This is a genomic window from Streptomyces sp. 6-11-2 (assembly GCF_006540305.1).
Taxonomy (GTDB): Bacteria; Actinomycetota; Actinomycetes; order Streptomycetales; family Streptomycetaceae; genus Streptomyces.
On sequence record NZ_BJOR01000001.1, the window covers coordinates 7746342 to 7764712 of the forward strand.

An 18371-nucleotide genomic window follows, 5' to 3' on the forward strand; every position below is an offset into this window, starting at 1 on the left:
CAACCGGCTGCACCGTGCCCGTGCCCGGTGGCGGTGGCCGCACGCGCGAGGATCGCGGTGGTGCTTTCTGCTCGGCGGCCTGCTCGCCGACAAACGCGCGGATGGCGTGGACATGACCGTGATCAGCCGCAACCTCCAGGACGCGAACCCTGACCCGCGCAAGACCGCCCGCGACCTCGCTCATCCGGCGCCGGCCAAGCGCTTCACCGCCGACTTCGCCCACGAACTACGCACCCCCATCACGAGGGGCCGGCTCCGTGAACGCGGATCCGTCGCCCGGGGACGGCGTAGTGATCGGCAACCACGGCCGCGGCGGCCTCCCGCTTGCGGTCGGACTGCGAGAGAACGGTGGCGTCGGCGCCCATGGCCTGGGCCATCTTCACGCCGAGGTGGCCCAGGCCGCCGAGGCCGACGACCGCGACCTCGGTGCCCGGTCCGGCGATGTACCGCTTGAGCGGCGCGTAGACGGTTATGCCGGCGCACAGCAGCGGCGCCGCGGCGGCCGGGTCGAGGTTGTGGGGCACGCGGACGACGAAGTCCCCGGGTGCGACGATCGCCTCGGAGCAGCCGCCCTGGGTGTGGGCGCCGGGCTCGGCCGGGTCGGGGCTGCCGAAGACGAGGGTGTGGCCGTTGAGGCAGTACTGCTCCTGCCCGGCCCGGCAGTTCTCGCAGTCGCGGCAGGAGTTGACCATGCAGCCGATGCCGACCAGGTCGCCGACCCGGTGGCGGGTGAACTCGGGCCCGGTCCCGGTGATCCTTCCGACGATCTCGTGGCTGGGGACGAGCGGGCTGGTCGGCAGTGGGCCGAACTCGCCGCCGACGAAGTTCATGTCGGAGTGGCAGATGTCGCAGTACAGGATGTCGAGCTTGACGTCGTGCGGGCCGACGTCGCGGCGCTCGATGGTGAGGGGAACGAGCGGTTGACGCACGTCGTGGGCGCCGAACGCTTTGACGGTGGTGGGCACGGGGATACTTTTTGGGGTTCTGGTGCTGGAGGATCGGGTCAGGCTTCGGGAATGGCGCGGCCGTAGGCGGCGAGGGTGACGTTCTCGGGATCGGGGCCGCCGCGCCGACCGGTCTCCAACGCGTCCAGGGCGGTGAGTTCGTCTGCTGTGAGCTCGAAGTCGAAGACGGCGATGTTCTCGGCGATGCGGGTGCGCTTCGTGGACTTGGGGATGACCGAGCGGCCCTGCTGGAGCCCCCAGCGCAGCAGCACCTGGGCGGGGCTCTTGCCGTGCACCTTGGCGATGCGGGCGACGGCCGGGTCCGCAAGGACGCTCTTGCGGTCCTCGCCGTAGCCCGGGTAGAAGGTGATCCCGCCGATCGGGGACCACGCCTGGTTGAGGATGTGGTGCTGGTCGTCGAAGTCGAGCACGGCACGCTGCTGGAAGTAGGGGTGGATCTCCAGCTGGTTGACCGCCGGCACGACGGAGGTGGCGTCCAGCAGCGTGGTCAGGTGGTCGACCATGAGGTTGCTGACGCCGATGGCTCGCACCTTGCCGTCGGCCAGGAGCTTTTCCAGGGCACGGTAGGAGGCGAGGGTCTTGTCGAAGTCCGATGGCAGGGCCTGGTGCAGGATCAGCAGGTCGATCTGGTCGACCCCGAGCTTTTCGGCGCTCTTGTCGAATCCGTGCAGGGTCTCGTCGTAGCCGTAGTCGCTGATCCAGATTTTGGTCTCGATGAAGATCTCGTCGCGTGGCACTCCGGAGTCGCGGATGGCCTGGCCGACCTCGCGTTCGTTGCCGTAGGCGGCGGCGGTGTCGATGTGGCGGTAGCCGAGGTCGAGCGCGGCCTTGACAGCGGCCTGGGTCTCATCGGGCGGAGTCTGGAAGACACCGAGTCCGAGGGCGGGCATCTCGACGCCGTTGTTGAGGGTGAGGGTCTGCATCACAGGGACCTTTCGTTGTGAGTAGCCCGTGCGGGCACGATGAGGGTGAGGACGGTCACGACCGCCAGCGCGAGCAGGACAGCGGAGCTGGTCAGGGCCGTTCCCGAGCGGGCCGCGATGTCGGCGGCCGAGACAGGCTGCCGGTTCGCAGCCGCACCAGCACCTCGAGGGCCTTGTGCTTCCTTGAGGTACGGGTCGGCGCCCTGCCCGAACCGGACGTCGAGCACTTCGTGCATGAGTGCTGCGCGCACGCTGTTCCTCCAGGTCGGTTTGATCGGGCCCATCGAGGACTCGCAGTCCTTGGCCTTCTCCAGGGAACCGCGGCTGGACGCGCAGGTGGGAGTCACTCCCTTTCCAGGTAATGGCAGTACCTCGCAGGCGCTCACCGACGCACCTACCGTGAGGGTGCAGGTCAGATTCGCACCGACTGAGCGACCAGATCCGCACCGGCCGACCAAGAGGAGGCCTCCGTGCCCTTCGCCGCCCGCGCCGAAGCCGTCACCCACCCCACGTTCGACGCCGGTCGGTCCGAGGACACGCCCCGCCGACGCGTCGCCCATCAAGCTCCCGAGGTCTGACCATGACTGAGAGTGACAAGAAGAGGACTCTGGCCGCCGAGGTCCGCGAGTTCCTGAGCACCCGGCGCGCTCGGATCACTCCGGAGCAGGCCGGGTTGCCGGTCTTCGGCGGAAAGCGCCGTGTCGCGGGCCTGCGCCGTGAAGAGGTTGCTCTGCTGGCGGGCATGAGCGTGGACTACTACGTCCGGCTGGAGCGCGGAAACCTCAGCGGAGCCTCCGACTCGGTCCTCGAAGCTCTCGCGCACGCTCTGCAACTCGACGAGGCCGAGCGCACCCACCTCTACGACCTGGCCCGTGCCGCCACTCCCACAGGCCGACGGCCCACGGTGACCGCTTCCCGGGTGCGTCCGACGATCCTGCGGCTGCTCGACTCCATGACCGACGTACCGGCATACGTCCGCAACGCACGGTTCGACATCCTGGCCACCAACGGGCTGGGCCGCGCGCTGTACGCACCCGTCTTCGACTCGCCGCTGTTCGCTCAGCGCGGGCCGGTCAACAGTGCTCGTTTCATGTTCCTGGACCCCGCGAGCAGGGAATTCTGGGTCGACTGGGACAAGGGCGCCGACGACGCGGTGGCCTTCCTGCGGACCGAGACGGGCCGGGCACCGCACGACAAGGCGCTGATCGATCTGATCGGTGAGCTGACGACGAGGAGTGCTGACTTCGCCCGCCGGTGGGCCCGCCACGATGTGAAGTTCCACCGTTCGGGCGTCAAGAACCTGCATCATCCGCTGGTGGGCGACCTCGCCCTGCCCTACGAGGCGATGGACCTGCCGTCAGACCCCGGCCTCCGGCTCAACTTCTATGTCCCTGAACCGGACTCGCGCGAGCGGGAGGCACTCGGTCTCCTCGCCAGTTGGGCGAGCACCGGAACGGCCGTCTCCTCCTGGAGCGACCGGCCAGGGAGCGACTGACCAGACGGACACCAACGAGGAGAAATGCTTCATGCAGTACCGACCGCTCGGCCGCACCGGCGTCCAAGTCAGCCCCCTCTGCCTGGGCGCGATGATGTTCGGCCCCTGGGGCAACGCGGACGAAGCAGACTCGGTGCGGATCATCCACCGCGCCCTCGACGCGGGCATCAACTTCGTCGACACCGCTGATGTGTACTCCGCCGGCGTCTCCGAAGAGATCGTCGGCAAGGCGCTCAAGGACCGCCGCGACGATGTCTTCCTGGCGACCAAGTTCTTCATGCCGATGGACCAGGACGACCTCAACCAGCGAGGCGGCTCGCGGCGCTGGATCATCCGTGAGGTCGAGAACTCCCTGCGGCGCCTGGGCACCGACCACGTCGACCTCTACCAGGTCCACCGCCCCAGCCCGGACACGGACGTGGCCGAGACCCTCGGCGCCCTCACCGACCTCGTGCGCCAGGGCAAGGTCCGCTACATCGGCTCCTCGTCCTACTCCGGCTCCCAGATCGTCGAGGCTCAGTGGGCCTCGCGGGAGCGGCACCTGGAGCGGTTCGTGACCGAGCAGCCGCCGTACTCGATCCTGGTCCGCGGCATCGAGGAGGACGTGCTCCCCACCGTGCGCCGTCACGGCATGGGCACGCTCACCTACAGTCCGCTCTCCGGCGGCTGGCTCTCGGGCCGCTACCGCAAGAACGCCTCCGAGGGCCCCGCCTCCGCGGCGCGCCCCCAGGCCCGCTTCGACATGACCACCCCCGCCAACCAGCGCAAGCTCGACGCTGTCGAACGGCTCGCCGTCCTGGCGGAGAAGTCCGGCCTCACTCTCATCGAGCTGGCTGTCGCCTTCGTCATCAACCACCCGGGCGTCACCTCGGCGATCATCGGCCCGCGCACCATGGAGCAGCTGGAGGCGTTCCTGCCCGCCGCCGACGTCACACTGTCTTCCGACGTGCTCGACGCCATCGACGAGATCGTCGCCCCCGGGGTCACGGTCAACCCGGTCGACAACAGCTACGGCGACTTCGAGCTGCGGGTTGACCAGCGGCGACGTTGACACGATCCGGCCCGGAAGCCCGGGGCCGGATCGCTTCCGGCATGGCCTCTGCCTCCTTGTCACCCCTGGTTCGCCGGAAGAGGTGCCGCCACCTTCCGGCACTGCGGCGCCGTGGGGAGGGGGTCAGTTCACTCGCGGCCGCCCGGCTGGAGCCTCCTGTGTCGCGGCCCAGGAGGCGAGCAGACGCAGGCCCTCTTCGGAGGGTGAGCCGGGTTCGGCGGTGTAGATGGTGACGGTGAGGCCGGGCTCGGCCGCCATTTCCAACCCGTCGAATGCGAGGGTCAGGTCGCCGACGGCATGGTGGTGGAAATTCTTGGTGCCGGTGCCGTGGTGGCGGACGTTGTGGGCGCCCCAGCGGGTGCGGAAGTCCTCGCTGCGGGTGGAGAGTTCACCGACGAGGTCGTGCAGCTCCTTGTCGTGGGGGTTGCGGTCGGCCTCGGTGCGCAGGATCGCGACGGTGACGTCGGCGGCCAGGCCCCAGTCGGGGTAGAAGCGGCGGGACGCGGGGTCCAGGAAGGTGAAGCGGGCGAGGTTCGCCTGGTTGTGGGGGTTCGCGTAGACGTCGCTGTAGAAGGCGCGGGCGAGGGCGTTGGTGCCGAGGATGTCCATGCGGCCGTTGCGGACGAAGGCGGGGCCTTCGGTGATCGCGTCGAGCGTCCACTGCAGGCTGCGGTGCGGGGTCCAGGTCCACTGCCGGGCGGGGTGTCGGCGTCGCGGGCGGGTGAGAGCGTCGGAGCCGTCGGCTGCCTGGGCCAGGTGGAGGAGGTGGGCACGTTCGGCGTCGTCGAGCTGGAGGGCGTGGGCGACGGACTCGAGGACGGCGGGGGAGGCACCGGCGAGGTTGCCGCGTTCGAGCTTGGCGTAGTACTCCACGCTCATGTCGGCTGCGACCTCGCTTCGGCGCAGGCCGGGGACGCGGCGCCGGGTCCCGGAGGGCAGTCCGGCCTGCTCCGGGGTGATCTTGGCTCGCCGCGAGGTGAGGAACTCGCGGACCTCCTGTTGGTTGTCCACCCCTCGACCGTACGTGCAGCCGGCCGCATGAGGGATGTACTGCCGGTACACCCATCGACGGTGACTGGCTGGCCGCCACGAGGGGCGCTTACCTGGAGGACGTGGCGCTGTCCCCGGCCGTTTGTCGCACTGGTCGAGGCCGTAGCTGGCGATGTGCAGGTCCTCCTCGTGGCCACCGGGGATGAGCATCGGCTCGCCCGGGCAGATGATGTTCTTCGCCTTGAACTCCAGAGGGTCCAGGCCGAGTCGGCGGGCGAGTTCGTCCCATGCGGAGTCGACGGCGAACGTCACCTGTCCGAGTCCGTAACCGCGGAAGGCGCCGGCAGGGACTGTGTGGGTGTAGACGGAGTAGGCGTCGACCTTCTTGTGGGGCACGGTACAGGGCGGTCGATTCGCCAACGCTGTGGAACATCACGGCCGGGCCGTGGTTGCCGTATGCGCCGGTGTTCGACACGACCCGGAGCTGGAGTGCGGTGAGCGTGCCGTCACGCCGGGCGCCGATCTTCACACCGATGGTGAAGGGGTGCCGGGTGGTGGCGCCGTAGAACTGCTCGGCACGCGTGTATTCCAGCTTCACCGGGCGGCGCAGCCGCAGGACGGCGAGGGCCACGATGTCCTCGACGAGCATCTCCTGCTTGCCGCCGAAGCCGCCGCCGACGCGACCCGCGACCACCCGCACCTTCTCCTCGGGCAGGTCGTAGAGGGCGCACAGGGCACGGCGGGTGAGGAACGGGGTCTGCGGACTGGTGCGTACGGTCAAGCGATCGTCCTCGTCGAGCCAGGCCACGGCGCCGTGCGTCTCCAGGCTGGCGTGCTGGACGCGCTGGGTGCGGAAGGTCTCCTCGTACACGGCATCGGCTTCGGCGAAACCTGTCTCGACGTCCCCGATCTCGCCGTGCGCCTCGCCCACGACGTTGGCGCCGGGACGTGAAATCCGCGCCGTCGATGCGTCCTTGTCGTGCACGACCGGCGCACCCGGCCGCATCGCCTCCTCCGGATCGACGACCGCCGGCAGCACTTCATACTCCACCTCGATGCGTCGGCATCCCTCCTCGGCCGCCGCCTCACTGTCCGCCACGACGGCTGCCACCCGCTGCCCGATGTAGCGCACGGTGTCATCGAGGACGCGGGTGTCGTCCGGGTCCTCCTCGGGGTGCTCGTGACGGGTGGTGGAGAAGTGCCGTTCGGGGGCGTCGAGATGGGCGAACACGGCATGGGCGCCGGGGACGCGGAGGGTGGCGGAGGTGTCGATCGTGACGATGCGGGCGTGGGCGTGCGGGGAGCGGAGAAGCTTCATGTGGAGGAGGCCGGGCACGTCGAGGTCGAAGGTGTAGCGGGCAGTGCCGGTGACGACCTGGGGTCCGGCCGGGGCGGGCAGGTTGCGGCCGACGGACTCGCCGGCGTAAGGGGCTTCGACGTGGCAGACGCCGCGTACGGCTTCCTCGATGGCCCGGTAGCCGGTACAGCGGCACAGGTTGCCCTTGAACGCGCGTGGCAGGTCGGCGACTTGGTCCTCATCGAGTTTTGCTGTCGTCATCAGGAAACCGGCCGTGCAGAACCCGCACTGGAAGCCCGGTTCGACGACATCCACGGCCTGCCCGAGTGGCGGCGGCACATGACGTACCGGTACGCGGATGAGATCCGGCAGGAACTGGGAAGGACGGCACGATGAGGGTCGAGGTCAATGGACGGTTCTTCGAGGAGGAGCCCCGCCCGGGTCAGTGTCTGCGCACCTACCTGCGCGAGCACGGCTGGTTCGGCGTGAAGAAGGGCTGCGATGCCTGCACGGTCCATGTGGGGTTGCCACCGACCGTGGCCATGTTCCAGATCTTGAACGAGGCCAGGAAGGCCCGGCAGCACCGCTCGAACAGTGGCGCTGCCTCGGCATCGAGGGTGGCCTTCGCGAACCGGGACATCTGGGCGATCGTGCAGGTGGCGGCGATCTCCAATGAGCCGTCCGGAAGGAGCTCGATCGGGGTCCAGCCGGTCCGGCTCAGGTCCACCAGGCGCCGCAGCCGGGGCTGCGGCTCGGAGAACAGATACGTGCCGCCGCCCAGCCAGGCATCGCCAGGCCGCCAGGGCGCGAGTTCCCGGGCGTCGCGTATCTCGAGCACCGTGTTCAGGTCCATGGGCGTCAGTGAAGCAACGCGAACTGGTCCTGGACGACTGGTTCACAACACGGAAACGCCGGCTCTTCCGGCGCCCCTCCTGGAGGATCAACCAAGAGGCATTTCGCTCATTTGATCTGGTGCTTACCATGCTGAAACCCGTATCCGCCCAGTGGATGCGGATTCGCTGGGTGGCGGTCCGTGGAGGGCCGGATCCGGCGGTTGAACAAGGAGCCGGAGCACATGCACGTCGAGCACCTCCTGAGGGACGAGACTCTCGGCCTGCGCCTGTTGTGGGCCGAGGACACACTGCTCGAGCGGGAGATCAGCGGTGTCACCGTCACGGACCTGGAGGACCCCGCGCGCTTCGTGCGGCCGGGGGAGGTCGTGCTCAGCGGGCTCGTGTGGTGGACGCCTGAGGGAGGGGAGGGAAAGGCGGAAAGGTTCGTGGCGGGGCTGCGCAGCGCGGACGCCGCCGTGCTGCTGGCCGGGGGGGAGACGCACGGCGCGGTCCCGGACGACCTGATCGAGGCGTGTGCACGGAACAGCCTCCCGCTGGCGGCCGTCCCGACCGATGTCATGTTCCGGGCCATCACGGACCAGGTGTACCTCCAGCAGTGGGGAGAGCTGAGCCGCTGCCACGCACTGCCTGAGAACGCCCGCGCCCACCTGAGCCGGCTTGCCGCCCAGGACGCCGGCCCGGACGCGATCGTCGCCGCCGCCTTCGCCCACCTGGGCCGGGCGGCTGTCGCCTACGTCCTCTCCGCCACCGGCCGCACGGTCGCGGCGACGGAGGGTGCGCCTGCGCTCTCCGCCTCCGGCGCGATCGCGGTGCTGGCGGACGGCACCGGGAGGACGGTCGCGCTCGACGCGGACGCCGCCACCACACCGTACGAACGCTGGCACCTCTACCTACCCGACCTGGATATTGCACCGCCGCGCATGCTGCACGAGGTTGCCGCGATCCTGGGCCGTTGCCAGGAGGGGCAGACCAGGCGCCGGGCCGCCGACCGTCAGGCGGCGGACGAACTCGGTGCGGTGCTGGTCCGGGCCGGCCGGGAGAGCACGGGCGTGGCGGCCGCGCTGCGGGCGTGTGGACTGCCGGATGCGGAGGGGCCGTACCGGGTGATCACCGCCGACACGGGTGAACCGCGTGAGGGATTGGCGCTGGGGGCGCTGGCGGAAGTGGTCGCTCACGTGGAACTGCCGGCGGCCGTGGGCTGCCTTCCGGACGGCACGGCGTTCGCCGTCCTCCCCGGAGACTTCCCCTTCTTGTCCGGCGAGGTCTGGCGCCTGGTCGCCGGGTGCGAGCCGTCCGTACCGCTGCGCGGCGGTATCGGGGCGACGGCCGCGGGGCCGCAGGAGCTGGCTGGAGCCCTGGCCGCGGCCCGTTACGCCCTGGCCTCCGCACGGAGTACGGCCCCCGACGCCTCCCTGCTCACCGATGTCACCACGCTCTCCAGCGTCGATCAGCTGCTGACCGGCATACCGACCGAGGTCCGCACCGCCTACAGACGCACCGTCCTCGGCCCCCTCCTCGAGACCGGCAGCGTCTCCTCCGCCGTGCTGCTGCACACCCTGCAAACCTTTCTCGCCTGTGACGGCTCCTGGGCCCGTACCGCCGAGGCCCTACACCTGCATGTCAATACCGTCCACTACCGAATCCAGCGCATCGAGCACTTCACCGGCCGCGACCTGTCCCGCCTCACCGACCGCCTCGACCTGTGGACGGCCCTGCTGTGCCGATCGTGACGAGAGAGCCCCTCGTCACTGATCCGCCGCCTGCGGGCCGATCTCCTCGCCCACGTCGGCGGTCGCCTTGCCGATGATGCCGCCGTGATCGCCCTTCAAGGCGCCGAGGATGCGGTGAGCGGCAGGGCTGCGATCAGGGGTTGGTCTTGATCTTCTTCATGGTCAGGTGGGATTCGAGGCGGAGAACGGCGGGCAGGCCGCTGAGCTTCGCGGTGAGGAGGGCTTCGTAGGCGGCGTGGTCGGCGACCGCGACGCGGATGAAGTAGTCGGGGCGCCCGTACATGCGGCGGAACTCGGTGACCTCCTCGTAGGAGGCCACGGTGTCCTCGAACTCCTGGAAGCTCTTGCGGTCCTGGGCGTAGATCTCGACGTCGATGAGGACCTCCAAGCCGCGGCCCAGGGCCTGGGGGTCGATGACGGCTCGGTACCCGGTGATGATGCCAGCTTCTTCCAGTCGCTTGACCCGGCGCAAGCAGGGTGGCGGGGTCAGGCCGACCCGCCTGGCCAGCTCGACGTTGGTCAGCCGTCCGTCCTGACGCAGATGAAACATAATTTCGCGATCCACGGCGTCGAGGGTGATTTCATTGCTCATACCTTGATCATAGAGTGGGAAGTGGCAGCCATATGAGGCGGGATTCTTTCTAGAATTTCACTCATGGACATAACCCCTGTCGTCACCGGGGGCCAGCCTCGGCCCGCGCCCACCCTGCCGCCCCCGATACGGTCCGAGGTACGCGCGGCTTTGAAGGACTCCGCCGGCGTGGGTCTGGGATTCCTTCCGCTCGGTCTCGCCTTCGGGGCGTTGGTGACGCAGTCGGGCCTGGACTGGTGGTGGGCGGGGCTGTCCGCGGCGCTCATCTTCGGCGGATCGTTCGAGTTTCTGCTCATCGGCATGGTCGCCGGCTCCGCTCCGCTCGCGGCGATCGCGGTCTCCGCGTTGCTGGTGAACGTCCGGCACGTCTTCTACACGCTGTCCTTCCCCCTGCACCGCGTGACCGGCCGTCTCGGCAAGGCGTACAGCACCTACGCGATGTGCGACGAGGCGTACGCGCTGACCACCGGCGAGCAGGCCCGCACCTGGTCCAGCCGCCGCATCCTGTGGCTGCAGTTCTTCCTGCACCTGTACTGGGCGGGCAGCTCCACCGCTGGAGCGCTGCTCGGCTCCCTCATCCCCGACAGCGTCACCGGCCTGGACTTCGCCCTGACCGCCCTGTTCACCGTCCTCGCCCTCGACGCCGTCCGAGACCTGCGGGGCGACGTGCCCACCCCCGTCCTGGCCGTGCTCAGCGCCCTGGCCGCCCGACTCCTCTTCCCCGGCCAGATGCTCCTGGCCGCCTTCACCCTGTTCACCGCCGCCCTCCTGGCCCGCCACCTCACCACGTCCCGGAAGCCCCGCCATGCCTGACACCGGTTACGTCATCGCCGCCGTCCTCGTCGCCGCCGCCGTGACCTGGGGCCTGCGCGCGCTGCCCTTCGCCGCCCTCACCCCACTGCGTGAAAGCGGCACTGTCCAGTACCTCAGCACCCGCATGCCCGCCGGGGTCATGCTGATCCTGGTCGCCTACTGCCTCCACGACCTGCCGGTGACCGAGGCCCGCGCCGCGGCGCCGCTCATGGCTCTGGCCGTCACCATCGGCCTCCACCTATGGCGCCGCAACGCGCTGCTGAGCATCCTCGGCGGCACAACTGCCCACGTGATCCTGGCCAGCACGGTCTTCGCCCGCTGAAGTCGCACTCCGACCACCCGGCCCCCGCCCACCGGCTCAACCTCCACCGGCGGCACCCCGACCGCGCCGACGGCCACGCCCTCGGCCGCGGCGGTCACGACTGCAGGGCGTAGCAGTGGAATGAAGGCTCGAGCTGTGTCAGGCGGACCCGTGACCACGATGTGGTGAGCAGTTCGATCTCCTCGGTGTTGAGATCCCAGGCCTTGGGATGTCCTTGTGAGGGGTCATGGACGGAGGTGACCAACCAGAGTGTGCCGCCGGGCGCGAGCAGGCTGCGTACGCGGTTGAGGAAGGCGCTCTTGTCGGGAATCCATCGGTAGACGAGGCGGCAGGAGATGACGCTGAACGACGGGTGGGGCAGACCTGCGGGGTCGTCGTTGCCGAAGTCGTGGACGTGGAAGCCGAGATCCGGGTGGTTGCTTTGGGCAGTGGCCACCGCGGTGGGGGAACAGTCGATGCCTACAGTGCGGTAGCCGAACTGGGTGAGCTGGGCGGTGAGCGCGCCTTCGCCGCAGCCGATGTCGAGTGCGGGCCGGCCGCGGCCGGGGCCGAGGTGGCGGCGCAGCGCTTCGGATTCGGCCTCGTTGATGGTCCGGTGTCGCCGTCCGCTCCGCCACAGCGGTTCCCAGTACGCCGCGCCCGTCATCCGGGTGTCTGCCGGGCGGTGCTGGGGATGGTCCGTCGCGTCGCCTCATCCAGGAAACGGGAGTGATCCCGGACGTAGAGCGATTCCTCGTGCAACTGGTTCACGTTCATCACCAGCGCACCCAGGCTCGCCGATCCGGAGCGGACGGCGATGACCGCGGTGCCGGCGACGGCCAGGCTCATGTGTCCGCTCGTGATCAGCCAGAACATGGTCCCGTACGTTGCCGCCATGGCCAGGCCGGACAGTGCGGAGGCCACCCACTCGGTGGCGGCCTTGCTGGAGGCCAGCCGCTCCTGCTCGGCTTCGGCGCTCTCGGCCATGCGCTCGTAGCGGCTGAGCAGGAACGGCCCGACGGCGTGGATGCGGACTTCCTGCGCGGCGGTGCGTTCGGTGAGCAGGTTGCCGATGAGGCGGCCGGCCCGTACGTGCTCGATCCAGCTCATCACCGACACGTACCGTTCCTGTGCCACCCGCATCGCGCCCCAGCCCCGCGGCGCCGCGATGAGGATCAGCATCGGCAGCAGGGCCGGGTGCAGGACGGTGAGCACGCCGGCGGTGGAGATCAGGGAGATGCTCCCGTTCAGCGCGGCCACACAGGCGCCGACCATACGGCGGGCGGATCCCGCGCCGTACTGGGCGACGTCGATCAGCCGCCGGAACTCCGGATCCTCGATGGCCTCCAGCTCCACCGACGCGGCGGCGGCCAGGTATTGCGTCGTGGCGACCCGCTCGACCAGAGGCTCCATCCGGCCCGCCCGCGAGGTCGACCATGCGGCCAGACCCGAGTTGACCACGGCTGCCCCTGCGGCGGCGAGCAAGCCGGGCAGCACCGCGTGCAATCGCTCCACCGGAGTGCCTGAGCCGAGCAACGCGTGCATGACGGCGTTGACCGCGAGTAATCCGACTGCCGCCGCGACCCCTTGTCCGATCTCGCTGATCGCGACGGCGAGCAATGCGCTCCGGTCCGCGTCCCACGCCATCCGTAAGGTCGCCCTGACCAGCCTCGGCATGGAGCGGAGAGCGGACACCATGGTCAAGTCGAGTCGCGCGTACTCGTGTTCGGACCAACCCATGTCGTAGCGCAACGGACCGCCGAACAGCTCCCGTTCCGCATCCGAGACCCGGGGTTCGGCCATCCGCACGCGTCCGAAAAACCCCTTCACAGGGCGCCTCCGAGCACGGGCCGGTTCAGCGCCCTGTACGAGGGCCCGTGGGTGAGCATCGCGAAGATGGCCGCGGTGTAGAGGTGGTCGTCCGGTGGGGGTTTCTCCACGGAGGTGAGTCGTCCGTCGACGCCGGGGAGGTTCGTCATGCCAGGTACCTCGTATCCGGTCGCGATGCGCTGGCAGGGAACCCGATGCCGCCGTCAGTGGGACGAACGGCAGTGCCCGAGGGAGCGGCGATGGTTTCGAACACAGGATGAACGAACGCAGGCCGGTGCAAGGTATGCATGGGCACTCCTCAGGGCGTGATGCGGATAGGTGATCGGATAACTGAAGGATTCCTGTCGCCGTTACGGGTCTGCGGGGGCGAAATCTAGAACGAGATCTCGATTAACGGGCGCAACCTTGATAGGGTAGAGGGTCGCGCGCCGTGATGCTGCGTTCGATCACTCCTGTGGGTGTGGGTACTGCTTCTGGGGGATTGCGGAGAGGCGTCAGCGTGGCAGCGCTTCGTGGGCGGCTCCTTCTTTCGGTCCGGGCGACGACCGCGCACGTCGCGGCCCGCATGTCCGGCGCGGCTGAGCAGGAACTCCAGCGCGGGGGCGCCGTGGAACGGGGACGCGTTGCCGCCGGTGCTGACGCCGCTGGCAATGGCCTGCGCCAGGTACTGGCCTGCGCCAGGTGGTGCCGTGCAGTGGGAAGGTCACCGCGCTCGATGAGCAGCAACGCCGTCCCGAGTGCGCCCTCGGACAGGTCCTGCGTCCGGGGCAAGGCCGCCGCCGCCATGAGCGTGCCTTCAGCGGGAGGACGAGGCTGTGGGCCCGGCCGTCGATCCAGCCGGCGGCGTCTGGTGGTGGCGCATCGTGCAGGGTCGCGATGCGGTTCGGACTGGCGTTCAGGTGGGCGCGCAGTTGGTCCAGGTGCGTGCCCTGACGCAGGTCGGGGGGAGTTGCTGGTCGTCCTCGGCCAGGAGCACGCGCTCCGGCACACGGAACCGGCCCATCCAGGCATGCAGTTGAGCGGCCCACTGATCCAGCGTCGCGGTGCGGCCATGGGCGGCCTGGGCGGTTGCCCCGCGCTACCGTGTACCGTTTGCGGCGTCGCTGTGTTGGTGCTCCGTTCGGTGTCCCTGGCTGGTGGCCGCGTCCCCGCCGCGCCTTCCTCGGTACGGTCCCTTCGGAGGAAGGCTCTCTGTGAGCGAATCAGCACGTGCCGATGCCCGGCAGCAGGACGATGTATCCACCGCGCCGGGCGCCACTTCGGCGGTGTCCACGGCGGTGTCCTTCGCGCAGCTGGGGCTGCCGGCCGAGGTTCTGCGGACGCTCGACGAGCATGACGTGACCGTGCCCTTCCCCGTCCAGGCGGCGACGCTGCCGAACGCGCTCGCGGGACGGGACGTCCTGGGCCGGGGCCGCACAGGATCCGGCAAGACGCTCGCATTCGGCCTGGGGATGCTCGCCCGGACTGCCGGGCGGCGCGCGCAGTCCAAAGAGCCGTTGGCGCTCGTTCTGGTGCCCACCAGGGAGCTGGCGCAGCAGGTCGGTGAGGCGCTCACCCCGTACGCCGAGGCACTGCGGCTGCGGCTCGCGACCGTGGTGGGCGGAGTGTCCATCGGACGACAGGCCGCCGTGCTGCGGGAGGGCGCCGAGATCGTCGTCGCCACGCCCGGTCGGCTGCACGACCTCATCGAGCGCAAGGGCTGCCGACTGGGACAGGTGCGCATCACGGTCCTGGACGAGGCCGACCAGATGTGTGGCATGGGGTTCCTGCCACAGGTCACCGAGATCCTGGACCAGGTGCGTCCCGACGGGCAACGCATGCTGTTCTCCGCCACCCTCGACCGCGACGTCGACCAGCTGGTGCAGAGCTACCTGCGCGACCCCGCCGTCCACTCCGTGGACCCCTCGTCCAGCGCGGTCTCCGCGATCGAGCACCACGTCTTCGTCGTGCACGGCCCGGACCGGTACGCGGTGACCACGGAGATCGCCGCCCGGGACGGCCGCGTCCTGCTGTTCCTGGACACCAAGCACGGCGTCGACCAGCTCACCCGGCATCTGCGGGCCAGCGGCGTGGCCGCCGCCGCCTTGCACAGCGGGAAGTCCCAGCCGCAGCGCACCCGGACCCTGGCCCAGTTCAAGAACGGGCAGGTCACCGCGCTGGTTGCGACGAACGTCGCCGCACGCGGCCTCCACGTCGACGACCTCGACCTGGTGGTCAACGTTGACCCGGCCACCGACCCCAAGGACTATCTGCACCGCGCGGGCCGCACGGCCCGGGCCGGCCGCTCCGGCATCGTCGTGACACTCGTCCTGTCGGGACAGCGCCGCGAGACGAGCCAGATCATGACGGACGCCGACGTCGCCCCCAAGGTCACCACAGTGCGGTCCGGCGAGGCGGAGCTGAGCCGGATCACCGGCGCCAAGGCCCCCTCCGGAGTGCCTCTCGACAACGGGCCCGCCGCACCGCGCCCCAAGAACCACAACGCCCCGTTCCGCGGCCTCGGCACCACCAAGGACGCGAAGGGCGGTTCCGGCGGCAGGCCGTCCCGCAAGAGCAGCGAGGCCCGCACGCTCGCGGAGGCCCGCAAGGCGGCCCGGGTGCGGCGCGGCGGCTGAGCCCGGCTTCCCGGACTGCCGGGCGTTCGCGGCGGTCCTCGCGACCGACCCCGGACGGAGCACACCCACGCCGACCACCAGGAGGCGTGAAACGGGCGGCCTCGCTCCTGATCCGGAGCAAACTCCCAGATCAGGTCCGGACCTGTCCACAACTTCTCTGGAAGCAATCTCAGAAGTGAACATCCTGGCCGGGAGTATCGGCTCTTGGGGAAGGTTTCGGCAGGAGATCGCGTTGCAGGAAGTCGTAGCATGAGACGGGGTGTGTTGCGCCCTTGATCGATGTGACCGCTGCTAGCGCGAGGAGGTGAACGGGATGAGTCCCTGCAGCAGTAGTCCCAGCTCCCATTCCGTTGCACCCGAGGCGCCCGGCGGTCAGCGTGTCGCCGGCTGACGGCCTGCCTCGACTCGAAGTGCGAAGCGCCAGGCAGTGATCGTGTTCGCCGCCGGCGCGCCTCGGGTGCCGATCAGGCGGAGGTGCGTCATGACGATCACCATCACGCTGCCCCGTTTCCCTGTCCCCGCGGTCACCGAGCGCGGCCTGCGGCAGCTGCTGCCGGCCGCCGAACCGGCGATCCTCGCCCTGGCTGACGCCTGCGGCATCGGGATGCCGGTGAGCCTGCTGTGGCTCAGCATCAAGCTCGCCCGGTCCGCTGTGCAGAACTGACCGACAGTGGCCCCCTGGAGGCAGACGGTGAACGGTCCGCAAGAAGAAGCCCGCCTGGCGGTTCGCCGGGCGGGCCAACGACTGACCGAGGACGCGGCTGCCTTGATGGCCGCGTCCGGGGAGGCCGCCGAGATCGGGTTGGAGACGCGCGCGGAGGAACTCCGACGCGCCATCCTTGTTGCCTGGAGTGCCGGTGTGGCGCCCGAGGACATTGCCCATGACGCAGGTGTGGAGGTCGGTGTGATCCGTGACTGGGTCGGACCGGGCCTCGGCTCGTAGCCGCGTCAGACTGGCCACCGCCAGCGGTGCTGGTGGTGGCCTGCTCCTGTTCCTTCGCCATGGATCCCCGTCGCCGTGCTCGCCTCGGTCGGCGCCGCCGTCGGCCAGGGACTGCTCATGAAGGGCGGCCGCTACCTGGAAGCCCGCGAAAGCCGGACCGTGCGGTCGGGCCACGGTGAGGTGGGGACCCTGGGGGCGACTGGTCCGCGGGTGCGGGCACAGTTGAGAGTTCAGCGGCGTCGCCGGTCCACCGGGGCCCAGTGGTCGGAGGCGTCGTGGGCTGGGCTGAAGCGCCCCTCGGGGTCGTCCGGGGCGAACACCCGCATAGTGGTCTCGGCGGTGGTCTTCAGTGTCCAAGCGGGCTTGGCGTGGCTGCCGGCGTAGGTCACCTCGGCCGTGAGGCGCCAGGTGAGCAGGCGCCGGTCCTCGGTGTGCGGGGCGACGACCACCCGCCGGGTCTCGCCCACGGGTACGGTCAGCGGCAGCGCGGAGCTCGGATTGAGCGGGTGTCCCGTGTTGCCGACGGCAGTCCGGATGACGGGCGGTGTCTCGTCCAAGAGGATCTCGTGGTCCGGCATGAGCAACGGCTGGTAGTTCTCCAGGCCTCGACGTCGGGCGTCGGCCAGGTCCTCGGCGAAGGAGATGGAGGGGCCGGGCAGGGGAGCGACCACCACTCCGTCGGGCCGGAACTCCTCGCGGGAGACGACCTCGGCGCGCAGCGCGCGCAGGACCACGGGGACCGTACCGTTGGCCATCAGATCGACATACACGTTGTGGCCGGAGCAGGGGATGTCCAGTGGCTCGGGGCCGACCTCGGAGCTGGGCAGCAGTCGCACGCTGATGTGTGTCAGTCCGAGCACGCGGGTGGCGAACCGGACACCGTCGTCGGGTGCGGTGGCGCCGGACGGCCTGCGGGTGGGTGGCATCAGCTCACGCTCCATTCCGTGCTGCGGGGCGGCCTGGCCATCGTGCGGAAGGGGTGTCCCGCAAGGTCGATCAGCGTCGTCCCCTGTCGGTCCTCGCAGATCCAGTCGAGCTCCAAAGTCCAGACCACGTAGGAGTGTTCGGCGACGACGAGCAGCTCGAAGACCTCGGGATCGTCCGGGCTCACCTTGTACGAGAAGGGGCGCCTGTCGTCGCCTCGGGGCTTGAGACGGGGAGGGTCGGGGTCGAGGAGGACGGTGTAGCGGCGGGGCGAGACGACTCCGGCGTGCGGCATGAGGTACCCGCGCGGGCGATGCCGTTCGAGCACCACCGGGCGCAGGGCGCTCAGTACGACCGTCCTGCCCGCGAGCGCGGTGACGGTGAGCCGCAGGATGAAACCGCTGGCGGGCACGGTGCGGTCGGGCTCGTCGCCGAGCGCGGGCACGTGGAAGAAGCTGGTGTCGGTCAGCTTGACATGACAGGCGAGCGGTTCGGGCGGTCCGGCGGACAACGGGTCACGGGTACCGGAACCAGTACCCGTGCCGGAACCAGGACCGTCGGTGGCCGGTGCGCGGCGACGGCCGAGAACCTCGGCCAGCTTCTCCACCGCCACGCCCGTGATCACGGCGGTCAGCGCGGGGGCCAGCCAGCCCGGCGTCTTGTCCGAGGCCCACAACAGAACCACGCCGAGCCCGGCGGCGGCTGTGGTGCCGACGGCGGTGCGCAGAGCGTCGCGAGCTCTCATCGGACCCCCGTCGGTCACAGCGCGCTACGTGCTCTCAAGTCTCCTCCTTCGTAGAGGTGTTGAGCAACCGTGCCGCGCGGTGGGTGGGACGGCCGATCACGCCGGCAACTGCACCTCGCCGGCGTCGCCGCACCGCCGTCGAAGACGAGCCGGTAGTGCTGGTACGTGTGCGGGGACGGGACTGAGAGTGCGGGATGTGGTGTTCTGCCGGTCCTGTCATCGCTCGATGGTGTGACGTTGGGGCATCGCTGCCGGTCAGGAGTTCGGGGTTCGTTTTGGTTGTGGCATGAGCATGGCAAGCCG

18 protein-coding genes and 5 pseudogenes are annotated in these 18371 nt (G+C 69.7%); 10 read left to right on the forward strand and 13 right to left on the reverse strand.

Annotated elements, in window-relative coordinates:
* Positions 1–239: 239 nt before the first annotated feature.
* Genes TNCT6_RS34810 through TNCT6_RS34820 form a run of 3 tightly spaced genes read right to left on the reverse strand, consistent with a single transcriptional unit; the run spans position 240 to position 2235 of the window.
* A complete protein-coding gene (locus tag TNCT6_RS34810; RefSeq protein WP_253266343.1) occupies positions 240–965 on the reverse strand; it encodes an alcohol dehydrogenase catalytic domain-containing protein in 726 nt (241 codons plus the stop codon).
* Positions 966–1003: 38 nt separating this feature from the next.
* The gene (locus TNCT6_RS34815) at positions 1004–1888 is read right to left on the reverse strand and encodes an aldo/keto reductase (protein ID WP_141365517.1); all 885 of its coding nucleotides are present in this window, start codon (positions 1886–1888) and stop codon (positions 1004–1006) included.
* Positions 1888–2235, reverse strand: a complete 348-nt coding sequence (locus tag TNCT6_RS34820) for a hypothetical protein (protein WP_141365519.1) — start codon at positions 2233–2235, stop codon at positions 1888–1890. Before TNCT6_RS34820 ends, TNCT6_RS34815 begins: the two co-directional genes overlap by 1 nt.
* 233 nt (positions 2236–2468) lie before the next feature.
* Here TNCT6_RS34820 and TNCT6_RS34825 point away from each other — a divergent pair, with 233 nt between their 5' ends.
* The gene (locus tag TNCT6_RS34825) at positions 2469–3383 is read left to right on the forward strand and encodes a helix-turn-helix transcriptional regulator (RefSeq protein ID WP_141365521.1); all 915 of its coding nucleotides are present in this window, start codon (positions 2469–2471) and stop codon (positions 3381–3383) included.
* A 31-nt stretch (positions 3384–3414) separates the two neighbouring features.
* The gene (locus tag TNCT6_RS34830) at positions 3415–4434 is read left to right on the forward strand and encodes an aldo/keto reductase (RefSeq protein ID WP_141365523.1); all 1020 of its coding nucleotides are present in this window, start codon (positions 3415–3417) and stop codon (positions 4432–4434) included.
* A gap of 123 nt (positions 4435–4557) precedes the next feature.
* Here TNCT6_RS34830 and TNCT6_RS34835 read toward each other — a convergent pair whose 3' ends face one another.
* Together TNCT6_RS34835 and TNCT6_RS34840 are read right to left on the reverse strand one after the other, a co-directional pair.
* Positions 4558–5445 (reverse strand): helix-turn-helix transcriptional regulator, encoded by an 888-nt coding sequence (locus tag TNCT6_RS34835; RefSeq protein ID WP_141367105.1) that lies wholly within the window; start codon positions 5443–5445, stop codon positions 4558–4560.
* Between the two features lie 126 nt (positions 5446–5571).
* A pseudogene (locus tag TNCT6_RS34840) lies at positions 5572–7018 on the reverse strand (molybdopterin cofactor-binding domain-containing protein); the annotation flags it as partial.
* 3 nt (positions 7019–7021) lie between these two features.
* On the opposite strand from TNCT6_RS34840, the pseudogene TNCT6_RS41315 reads away from it, so the two are divergent.
* Positions 7022–7117: pseudogene (locus tag TNCT6_RS41315) on the forward strand (FAD-binding molybdopterin dehydrogenase); the annotation flags it as partial.
* Positions 7114–7254 (forward strand): annotated as a pseudogene (locus TNCT6_RS42200) (hypoxanthine oxidase); the annotation flags it as partial. The pseudogenes TNCT6_RS41315 and TNCT6_RS42200, both read left to right, overlap by 4 nt.
* Here the strand turns inward: TNCT6_RS42200 and TNCT6_RS34850 are convergent.
* Positions 7245–7574 (reverse strand): annotated as a pseudogene (locus TNCT6_RS34850) (FAD-binding molybdopterin dehydrogenase); the annotation flags it as partial. The pseudogenes TNCT6_RS42200 and TNCT6_RS34850 overlap by 10 nt on opposite strands.
* Before the next feature lie 222 nt (positions 7575–7796).
* On the opposite strand from TNCT6_RS34850, the gene TNCT6_RS34855 reads away from it, so the two are divergent.
* Positions 7797–9305 carry a PucR family transcriptional regulator gene (locus TNCT6_RS34855; RefSeq protein WP_141365525.1) on the forward strand — a complete coding sequence of 503 codons (1509 nt, stop codon included), beginning with the start codon at positions 7797–7799 and terminating at the stop codon, positions 9303–9305.
* Between the two features lie 133 nt (positions 9306–9438).
* Here the strand turns inward: TNCT6_RS34855 and TNCT6_RS34860 are convergent, their stop codons facing one another.
* Positions 9439–9897 carry an Lrp/AsnC family transcriptional regulator gene (locus TNCT6_RS34860; protein WP_141365527.1) on the reverse strand — a complete coding sequence of 153 codons (459 nt, stop codon included), beginning with the start codon at positions 9895–9897 and terminating at the stop codon, positions 9439–9441.
* 63 nt (positions 9898–9960) lie between these two features.
* Between TNCT6_RS34860 and TNCT6_RS34865 the strand changes: the two genes are divergently transcribed.
* Complete coding sequence (locus TNCT6_RS34865) at positions 9961–10710, forward strand: AzlC family ABC transporter permease (protein WP_141365529.1); 750 nt, start codon at positions 9961–9963, stop codon at positions 10708–10710.
* Positions 10703–11032 (forward strand): branched-chain amino acid transporter permease, encoded by a 330-nt coding sequence (locus tag TNCT6_RS34870; RefSeq protein ID WP_141365531.1) that lies wholly within the window; start codon positions 10703–10705, stop codon positions 11030–11032. Before TNCT6_RS34865 ends, TNCT6_RS34870 begins: the two co-directional genes overlap by 8 nt.
* Before the next feature lie 94 nt (positions 11033–11126).
* Here TNCT6_RS34870 and TNCT6_RS34875 read toward each other — a convergent pair whose 3' ends face one another.
* The 4 genes and pseudogenes from TNCT6_RS34875 to TNCT6_RS42205 all read right to left on the reverse strand — a co-directional run bounded on the left by TNCT6_RS34875 (position 11127) and on the right by TNCT6_RS42205 (position 13877).
* On the reverse strand, positions 11127–11678 hold the full coding sequence (locus TNCT6_RS34875) for a class I SAM-dependent methyltransferase (RefSeq protein ID WP_141365533.1): 552 nt from the start codon (positions 11676–11678) through the stop codon (positions 11127–11129).
* Between the two features lie 2 nt (positions 11679–11680).
* Positions 11681–12814 (reverse strand): annotated as a pseudogene (locus TNCT6_RS34880) (ABC transporter ATP-binding protein); the annotation flags it as partial.
* 23 nt (positions 12815–12837) lie between these two features.
* Positions 12838–12990 carry a hypothetical protein gene (locus tag TNCT6_RS34885; RefSeq protein WP_216372828.1) on the reverse strand — a complete coding sequence of 51 codons (153 nt, stop codon included), beginning with the start codon at positions 12988–12990 and terminating at the stop codon, positions 12838–12840.
* Positions 12991–13736: 746 nt separating this feature from the next.
* Positions 13737–13877 carry a hypothetical protein gene (locus tag TNCT6_RS42205; RefSeq protein WP_373996255.1) on the reverse strand — a complete coding sequence of 47 codons (141 nt, stop codon included), beginning with the start codon at positions 13875–13877 and terminating at the stop codon, positions 13737–13739.
* Between the two features lie 157 nt (positions 13878–14034).
* Between TNCT6_RS42205 and TNCT6_RS34890 the strand changes: the two genes are divergently transcribed.
* From TNCT6_RS34890 to TNCT6_RS34900, 3 genes are all read left to right on the forward strand, one after another.
* Positions 14035–15456 carry a DEAD/DEAH box helicase gene (locus TNCT6_RS34890; RefSeq protein WP_141365535.1) on the forward strand — a complete coding sequence of 474 codons (1422 nt, stop codon included), beginning with the start codon at positions 14035–14037 and terminating at the stop codon, positions 15454–15456.
* A 481-nt stretch (positions 15457–15937) separates the two neighbouring features.
* Entirely contained in the window at positions 15938–16120 is a 183-nt protein-coding gene (locus tag TNCT6_RS34895) for a hypothetical protein (protein WP_141365537.1), read from the forward strand.
* Positions 16121–16147: 27 nt separating this feature from the next.
* The gene (locus TNCT6_RS34900) at positions 16148–16399 is read left to right on the forward strand and encodes a hypothetical protein (RefSeq protein WP_141365539.1); all 252 of its coding nucleotides are present in this window, start codon (positions 16148–16150) and stop codon (positions 16397–16399) included.
* Positions 16400–16629: 230 nt separating this feature from the next.
* Here TNCT6_RS34900 and TNCT6_RS34905 read toward each other — a convergent pair whose 3' ends face one another.
* On the reverse strand, positions 16630–17325 hold the full coding sequence (locus TNCT6_RS34905) for a hypothetical protein (protein WP_141365541.1): 696 nt from the start codon (positions 17323–17325) through the stop codon (positions 16630–16632).
* On the reverse strand, positions 17325–18068 hold the full coding sequence (locus TNCT6_RS34910; protein ID WP_141365543.1) for a hypothetical protein: 744 nt from the start codon (positions 18066–18068) through the stop codon (positions 17325–17327). The genes TNCT6_RS34905 and TNCT6_RS34910 overlap by 1 nt, the downstream gene beginning before the upstream one ends.
* Positions 18069–18371 lie beyond the last annotated feature (303 nt).